The sequence below is a fragment of the Chamaesiphon sp. OTE_75_metabat_556 genome (assembly GCF_031378165.1).
In the GTDB taxonomy this organism is placed as follows: Bacteria; Cyanobacteriota; Cyanobacteriia; order Cyanobacteriales; family Chamaesiphonaceae; genus Chamaesiphon.
This window is the reverse complement of record NZ_JANNDR010000303.1, coordinates 1-7491: the sequence shown is the minus strand read 5'-3', so window position 1 is coordinate 7491 and position 7491 is coordinate 1. Positions and strand designations below refer to the sequence as shown.

General features: G+C 47.4%; 8 protein-coding genes. 4 read left to right on the top strand and 4 right to left on the bottom strand.

Going from position 1 to position 7491, the window contains the following annotated elements:
* The 3 genes from RMO27_RS12295 to RMO27_RS12285 all read left to right on the top strand — a co-directional run.
* Positions 1-629, top strand: a 629-nt coding sequence (locus tag RMO27_RS12295; RefSeq protein ID WP_309732838.1) for a restriction endonuclease subunit S, incomplete at its 5' end; no start/stop codon positions are given.
* 148 nt (positions 630-777) lie between these two features.
* The gene (locus tag RMO27_RS12290) at positions 778-1008 is read left to right on the top strand and encodes a hypothetical protein (protein ID WP_309732836.1); all 231 of its coding nucleotides are present in this window, start codon (positions 778-780) and stop codon (positions 1006-1008) included.
* 76 nt (positions 1009-1084) lie between these two features.
* Positions 1085-1648, top strand: coding sequence for a Uma2 family endonuclease (locus tag RMO27_RS12285; RefSeq protein ID WP_309732834.1), 564 nt, complete (start codon positions 1085-1087; stop codon positions 1646-1648).
* A gap of 90 nt (positions 1649-1738) precedes the next feature.
* On the opposite strand, the gene RMO27_RS12280 is transcribed toward RMO27_RS12285, so the two are convergent.
* The 4 genes from RMO27_RS12280 to RMO27_RS12265 form a co-directional block, all read right to left on the bottom strand.
* Entirely contained in the window at positions 1739-3628 is a 1890-nt protein-coding gene (locus RMO27_RS12280; protein WP_309732832.1) for a serine/threonine-protein kinase, read from the bottom strand.
* A gap of 191 nt (positions 3629-3819) precedes the next feature.
* Positions 3820-4407 carry a rod shape-determining protein MreD gene (mreD, locus tag RMO27_RS12275; RefSeq protein WP_309732830.1) on the bottom strand — a complete coding sequence of 196 codons (588 nt, stop codon included), beginning with the start codon at positions 4405-4407 and terminating at the stop codon, positions 3820-3822.
* A gap of 17 nt (positions 4408-4424) precedes the next feature.
* A complete protein-coding gene (gene mreC / locus RMO27_RS12270) occupies positions 4425-5249 on the bottom strand; it encodes a rod shape-determining protein MreC (RefSeq protein WP_309732827.1) in 825 nt (274 codons plus the stop codon).
* A 112-nt stretch (positions 5250-5361) separates the two neighbouring features.
* Positions 5362-6369 carry a rod shape-determining protein gene (locus RMO27_RS12265; protein WP_396133690.1) on the bottom strand — a complete coding sequence of 336 codons (1008 nt, stop codon included), beginning with the start codon at positions 6367-6369 and terminating at the stop codon, positions 5362-5364.
* A gap of 751 nt (positions 6370-7120) precedes the next feature.
* On the opposite strand from RMO27_RS12265, the gene RMO27_RS12260 reads away from it, so the two are divergent.
* A partial coding sequence (locus RMO27_RS12260; RefSeq protein WP_309732823.1) for an alcohol dehydrogenase catalytic domain-containing protein occupies positions 7121-7491 on the top strand: 371 nt, incomplete at its 3' end.

The window sequence follows — 7491 nt, the reverse complement described above, 5'->3', positions numbered from 1 at the left end:
GCAAGTTGGTACGACAAGAATCAGCACCCAAACTTGATTCTCTCCAATCGATCTTGGCTGAATCTTCTATCAATGGTGTTTCAAAAAGCCCCACTTCCGATACATCTGCTACTGAAGTACTCCGCATTAGCGCAGGAACTTCGCAAAGAGACTTCTATGTCAATGAGGATGATTTCAAACACGTTGATTTATCCGCAAATGAGATTCAGAAGTTTCAACTTTTACCAGGCGATCTACTAGCTTGCCGATTCAATGGCAATCTTCACTATGTCGGACGTTTTTCCTATTATCGCGGCGAGTCAGGACGTGTACAGGTCAACCCAGACAAGTTAATTCGCTTCCGTATCGATATAGATTCATATTGCCCACGCTATGTTTGTTACATGATGAACGCCGCACAAACTCGTGAAGCAATCGAAGAAATGTGTGCCACAACAGCGGGCAACATTGGACTAAGTGCTGGAAAACTTAAAACAATTAAAATTCCCCTTCCACCTCTTGCAGAACAAGGGCGAATAGTGGAGAAGATCGATCGATTGATGGGGATGTGCGATCGATTGGAGGAGTCGATCGAATCTGGCAAAGGTAAGCAGACAGATTTGTTAAACGCATTGATGTCGCAGGTGTAGGGGAATTGCGTTGTTCCAGCACCGCCCACGATTGAAATCGTTGTGTCCAACGCATCGATCTCACAGGTTTAAACCCGATCGAACATCAGGATAATGATAAAATGGATTTAGTAAATTGCAATACTTTAGCTAATTCGGGTAATATTTTATGACCACGCTCGATCGGGCACTAGCAACAGTTATGCAGCTTTCCTTAGACCAACAAGAACTATTAATTGAGATCTTGCGCCAGCGGCATCTAGAAGCCAGTCGGGATGAAATTGCTAAAGATGCTCAAGAATCGATCGCAGCCTTCAAAGCAGGTAAGTTAAAGCCCCAATCTGCTGAGGCTGTCATTGCCGAACTCCGCCGCTCTCTCAATGATGATTCAGACGAATGAGAGAGCTAGTTTGGCTGTTGAGATAGAAACTCGCTTAGGTACAATAGAATTAAATTGAAATATCGGTGGGCTAAAGATGGTTCAATCTCCAGTTAAAGTCATGACCTTAGTAGAATTCTTATTGCTACCAGAAACCAAACCAGCAAATGAATTCATCGATGGTCAAATTATTCAAAAACCCATGCCACAAGGGAAACATAGCTTAATTCAGGGCGAATTAACTGCCAATATTAACGCAGCTTTTAAACCTCAGCGATTAGTGCGTGCTTATCCAGAACTTCGTTGCAGCTTTGGTGATCGATCGACTATACCCGATGTGACGGTTTTTACTAGCGATCGGATTCCCCGCGATGAAAATGGCGATATTGCTAACGTGTTTGCGATCGCGCCAGATTGGACGATTGAAATTTTGTCCCCCGAGCAAAGCCAGACAAAAGTAACTAAAAATATTTTACACTGCTTGCAAAACGGTACGCAGATGGGTTGGTTAATAGATCCAGCAGAACGATCGATTTTTGTCTATGCAACAGATCGATCGACCCAAGTATTTGATGAAGAGATCGATGTATTACCTGTTCCTGAATTTGCCAAAGATTTTCAGCTCACTTTAGGCGATTTATTTGGATGGCTGCGGGATTAAACGATTGGTGATACAAGTGGAGGATTGGGTTGAAGGGATCGATCGAAACCTAAAATTAACTCGATCGCTAATCCAAACTACACACTTAATTCAAATAGGTCGCCAGATCTTCATCGTGCGATCCCAACTTGCGGTAATTAAGGCTTGCCCAACAGGATGAAAGACGATCGATCTAACCGCACTATCATGCGCCTGAATACTAGTAATTAATTGGTTCGTATCGGCGTCCCACAGGTTCATCTTGCCATCCATCGCACCAGAAGCGATCGTTTTGCAATCGGGACTAATTGCGACTGCCAGCACTGCCTCCTGATGCCCCTGGAATGTATCGTGAGTAGACGTACCCAATTGTCGGACTTGGACGGTACGATCGCTACTACCAGTCACGATCTTCCGCCCATCGCGACTAATTGCCAATGCATGAATCGTCTGTTCGTGAGCGTCAATAGTTTTGAGTAATTGTTTGCGCTCCAAATCCCAGAAGCGGATCGTGCGATCGATCCCAGTACTAATTAAGATTTTACCATTGGGCATAAATTGCATCGCCATCACCGACTCCTGGTGTCCGTCGAGTGTATAGATGACTTTCCCCGTTGCCGTATTCCACAATCGAATGCGGCGATCTGCACTACCACTAGCCAAGATCGTCCCGTCGGGACTAAATTGCACGCTATAAACAAATCCTTGATGACTATCTAGACTACTACCATCGGCGCGCAATTCTTGGAGTGAATTAACGATCGATTCTTTGCGACGAAGTTGGACGCGCCGATTTTTGTCACCGCTAGCGATCTGGCTGCGATTGGGGCTAGCCGCGACTGCATAGATTGCATTATTATTCGAGTAAGTGGCGATCGGTTGTTGGGGCATAGAGAGGTTCCAAACAGCCACTGTACCGCCATCATCGCCGCTAATTAAGTATTCACCATTATCGAAGATTGCGATCGCATTAATTGGTTTACGGTGCCATGCAAATATATACTGGCATTCCCACGTCAGGTTATTATTAGTTCCTAATGGTGTCGGAATTGCAGTTGGAATTGGTATCTCAATTGCCGATCGAACTGGCTCTGGTTCACCAATCTTTTGACTGGGTATCGGAGCAGAATGTCCGGTCAAAGCATCGAGAGCTGCTTGGGCACTAGGATAACGATCGATCGGTCGAGATTGGATTAATTTATCTAGAATTGTTGCTAATTGTGGCTCGATCGGCTCTGCAATCTGGTCTTTCCAACTCCATTGGTTTTGGAGATCGTCAAACAAATTAAACGGCGAAACACCAGTTAGTAAATTGAGACAAGTCACACCAAGACTGTAGAGATCGCTGGCGGGATATGCACTACCCCAGCCTTGTTCTGGTGCCATAAATTCGGGCGTACCGATCGTCGTTCCCTGCTGTTTCGGGTTGGTAGTGGTAATTTTAGCCGCACCAAAATCGACTAGATACAATTGGCGATTGTCAGTCCGCCGAATGATATTTTCGGGTTTAAGATCGCGATGAATAAATCCTAATTGATGGATATATTCTAAAGTTGGCAAAATTGTAATCAGTAATTCTTGAATTTGGGCAACTGAAAATTTACCGTGCTTTTCCAGCTCGGTTTTGAGATTTTGACCATCAATAAATTCTTGAACTAAATATTGACGACCATCTGGCGTGATAAAGTAAGCCAGTAACTTCGGGATATTCGGATAATTTAATTGCTCTAGTGCGCTGGCTTCTTGCGTAAATAAAGTCGCTGCTTTATTGGCCGAGGCTGTTCCGGTCACCTGCGGAAAAAATTGCTTAATTACGCAAAAAGGTTTCGATGGTTTGTCTTCATCGATCGCTTTAAATGTCCGACCAAATCCACCTTGCCCGATCGGCTGGACGGCCAAATAGCGATCGCGCAATCTCAATCTCAGTCCACAATTTCGGCAAAAGTTACTCTGCGGCGGATTTTCTGGGCGCACACAACTAGGATTTAGACAGTAACTCATGAAACTCGCCGCATCCTTCCCTGCTCGATCGAGGTTTAACCGTTATTCATCCATTGTGACTGGTTGTGCACCCGATCGCCTTGAGACGGTGTCGATTTCAGATCTGGTTTGCTGTTTAATAACAATCTATCTCCCCGTCCCCCAGTCCCTTCTTCTTACCCTCTTCAATCCTCAAATTCAGTATCACCAAATTAATTCTGCGGCTGCAACCATTTTTGCCACCAGAGCTGTAATGGATAATAGAGGATTGGCATCCACAAGCCACTCAGGGCGGCCGCGATCGGCACAACGATGAATCGATCAGTCCACAGATAGCTCAAGCTGTCCAGGCTCAGTGCGGGCGATTGTTCGATCGCGGTTTGGAGTAAATATTGTACCCCCGTAATCGATTCACTGACGAGTGTCAGCAAGCAAGCGCCAACACTCACTGATAAAATTGTATCATCCAGATAGCGGCGTTTGTACAGTACAAAGGTCAGGACGCCGACGATCGTCAGACTGACAACGTGGGTCGGGATCGTCCCCAGTGTCGCACTCATCGGAAAAGTCATCGCATCTTGAATCAATCCCAGCACCACGCCTGCGCCAGCCGCGTGCCAAATCGATCGGCGCAAGCTCCAGGCAATCGTCCACATCACCAACCAACTCGGCCCGACTCCCAAAATTTCCATCCCCGGCCAGCGGGTCGGCAACAGCAGCAAGCACAAGCCAACCGAGCCAAAGACAATCGCCCCATTCAGTCCAGTCCGAACCAGCGGCGGTAATTTAGCAATATTCATGACGATCGATTTCAATGTTAGGGTAACTTGGCAGGTGGCTTCGTCAGCGTGTCTGCTGGCGGGGCTTTCAATTCTGGTTTAATTGGTGTCTCGACGACAGCATGGGGATTGTGAGAATGCACCGTCACCCATTCTAGAGCATTGAACGGGGCGGTAAATTCGACGATCGCCTCTGGCGCAGGAGACTTATTCAAATTAGTTTCTACGATTCTCCCCACTGACAGCCCCGTCGGAAATAACTGACTGACCGCTGAAGTCGAGACAACATCACCAATTTTGACCGATGGCCGTTTATCAAAGAACTGTAATACCGCCTGATTGGTGCGAGTGCCTTGAAGGATGCCGAGATTTCGCGTCCGACTGACGAGGACACCCATCCGATTGCTGGGATCGCTGACTAATAATACGCGGCTGGTATGCGGGGAAACGCTAATTACTCTGCCCACAACGCCACCTGTCCCGACCACAATATAGTCGATCGCGATGCCGTCGGCACTACCGCGCCCGATGACGATCTGCTGCCACCAATTATCGGCACTTCTGAGCACAACTGGTGCCAAGATTGCTTTATTTGGAACTGACGCACTATAGCTAGTTAATTGCTTGAGTTGCTGATTTTGCTGTTTTAATTCTTGGATTTCGTTTTGAAGCTGTTCGACTCTGGCGGTCTTGAGATAGTCTAGCTGTCTGGGGCTAGACTGAAATGGTTGCGACAGCGCATTGTAAACTTCAAATACCAGTGCATTTTGAGATTGCAACAATAGGTAAGTAGCACCGATAACAGTCCCAAATCCGGCTAATTTCAGGGCATTTTTGTCCCACCAGCGGCGCAGAGTAAACATAGTTCGTTGCTTGTTGTTAATTACTTAAATAAGGGATGGTCGGGGGGAGAGTCAAGGTGTAGGAAATCTCAAAATTTTCCCTACACCTGTTAATTGAGGCGGTGGAGCGGGTCTACAGACTGCGCGATCGACCGCTGAAGACGCGATCCATGTTTTTGAAGTCTTCGAGGACTTTGCCAGTACCCAAGACCACACAGGTGAGCGGATCGTCGGCAATGTGCGTCACAATGCCAGTTTCATGGCTGATCAACATATCGATCCCGCGCAGATTGGCACCACCACCTGCCAACATGATCCCGCGATCGATAATATCGGAAGCTAGCTCTGGGGGCGTCCGCTCTAGCGTCCGCTTGACTGCCTCGACGATCGTCGAGAGCGGTTCGGACATACTTTCACGAATTTCGGGGCCTTTGATCGTCACTGTCCGAGGTAATCCCGACAATAGATGTACGCCGCGAACTTCCATGGTCGTATCATTATCCTCAGGCATCGGATAAGCCGAACCAATTTGAATTTTGATTTCTTCAGCCGTGCGTTCGCCAATCACCAGGTTATGGACTTTCTTCATGTAGTTGACGATCGAATCGCTCAATTCGTCCCCAGCAATCCGTACAGATTCACTAATTACCGAGCCTTGTAAGCTCAATACCGCAACTTCTGTCGTCCCGCCACCAATATCGATAATCATGCTGCCCGTCGGTTCGCCGACTGGCAAACCAGCACCGATTGCCGCCGCAATTGGCTCATCGATCAGGAATACTTCACTAGCACCAGCTTGGAGAGCGGCATCCATCACAGCCCGCCGTTCGACTGCCGTGACCCCACTAGGAATGCCGATTACCAACCGAGGTCTGATCACGTTACTGCCTTCATTCGCACGGCGAATGAATTCTTTTAACATCACTTCCGCAATATCAAAGTCAGCAATCACGCCATCGCGCAGCGGCCGCAGCGCAATCACATCACCAGGGGTTCTCCCCAGCATTTTTTTGGCTTCGATCCCGACGGCGAGTGGCATTTTAGTCTTTTGGTCCATCGCCACCACTGAAGGTTCTGCCAGAACGATACCTTTGCCAGATACATAGACCAGTGTATTGGCAGTTCCCAGGTCCATACCCATATCCCTGGATAAGGAAAAGCGATTGAAAAAGCGCACGCCTTCTATGCCCCCAAATTATAAATAAACGATTTACTCTCATGCGCGATCGGCCAAGATCCATCAACAATGCAGGTTTTATTTACTATTCCCCAATCGCGATCTGTTAATGTCATCGCGCGGTGATAATTTTTTGAATCTACAGTCTCTTTTGCCATAACCGATACTCAGTGGCCTAAACCTTGTCTGATTGAGACCTGTCTGGTTCCACTGGGTGAATCTTATTACGTTTTGCTTCGTTCGTCTAGCTGCGATCGCCACCAAATTACCGCCCGATCGCGACTTGAATTCTACAGTTGTAAATTGGCTTTGAATCAAGGTTTCAAGCCAATTTACTCTTGATCGAGTCTCTGGGGACTACCGTACCTCGATCTCACTGACTGGATATTTATTGGTAGATACTTAGCCAAGGTGTCAATCTGTGGCGGCGTTTTCCAGGACTAGCGATCTAAATCTGTGGTTGCGCGTAGTTGCGATCGCCATAGCCCCTTAGAAGTTGAAGATTTCCTGTAATTTTTGGTTGGCAGCGCGCGATCGGCCTTCTGCCCATCGGCTGCGGCTATCCGGTCGAAAGCGGACGTATTACAATTGTCTAATGAACATCGATCCTGCTCGCTAGCGAAGCCGATCGTCAGTAATCTTCTAACGCCTTTCGTATAGCTATATCAGTGACGGTGATTTCCTTCCAATCAGATCGATCTTCCCAGGGAAAGTTATGAAAGCGGTTATATATAAAAACTACGGTTCCCCAAACGTGCTGCAACTTGTCGAGGTCGTCAAGCCTATTCCCAAAGAGAATGAAGTCCTCATCAAAATCCATGCAACTACAGTCACGTCAGCTGATTGGCGAGTGCGCAGCCTGAAGATGCCTGTTGGCTTCGGTTTAATATCGCGGTTGGTGTTTGGAATCTCGAAACCACGACAACCGATTCTGGGGACAGAGCTGGCGGGAGAGGTAGAATCAGTTGGCAAAAATGTCAGCAACTTCCAAGTCGGCGATCGAGTTTTAGGATTTAGTGGTGCGGGTATGGGTTGTCATGCCGAGTACAAGTGTCTACCCGCAGATGGGATGGTGGTACTCAAGCC

What these genes read in the sequence shown, in the direction of transcription:
- RMO27_RS12280 (WP_309732832.1), bottom strand. Translation starts at nt 3,628, where the DNA reads ATGAGTTACTGTCTAAATCCTAGTTGTGTGCGCCCAGAAAATCCGCCG.
- mreC (WP_309732827.1), bottom strand. Translation starts at nt 5,249, where the DNA reads ATGTTTACTCTGCGCCGCTGGTGGGACAAAAATGCCCTGAAATTAGCC.
- RMO27_RS12265 (WP_396133690.1), bottom strand. Translation starts at nt 6,369, where the DNA reads ATGGGTATGGACCTGGGAACTGCCAATACACTGGTCTATGTATCTGGC.
- mreD (WP_309732830.1), bottom strand. Translation starts at nt 4,407, where the DNA reads ATGAATATTGCTAAATTACCGCCGCTGGTTCGGACTGGACTGAATGGG.
- RMO27_RS12290 (WP_309732836.1), top strand. Translation starts at nt 778, where the DNA reads ATGACCACGCTCGATCGGGCACTAGCAACAGTTATGCAGCTTTCCTTA.
- RMO27_RS12285 (WP_309732834.1), top strand. Translation starts at nt 1,085, where the DNA reads ATGGTTCAATCTCCAGTTAAAGTCATGACCTTAGTAGAATTCTTATTG.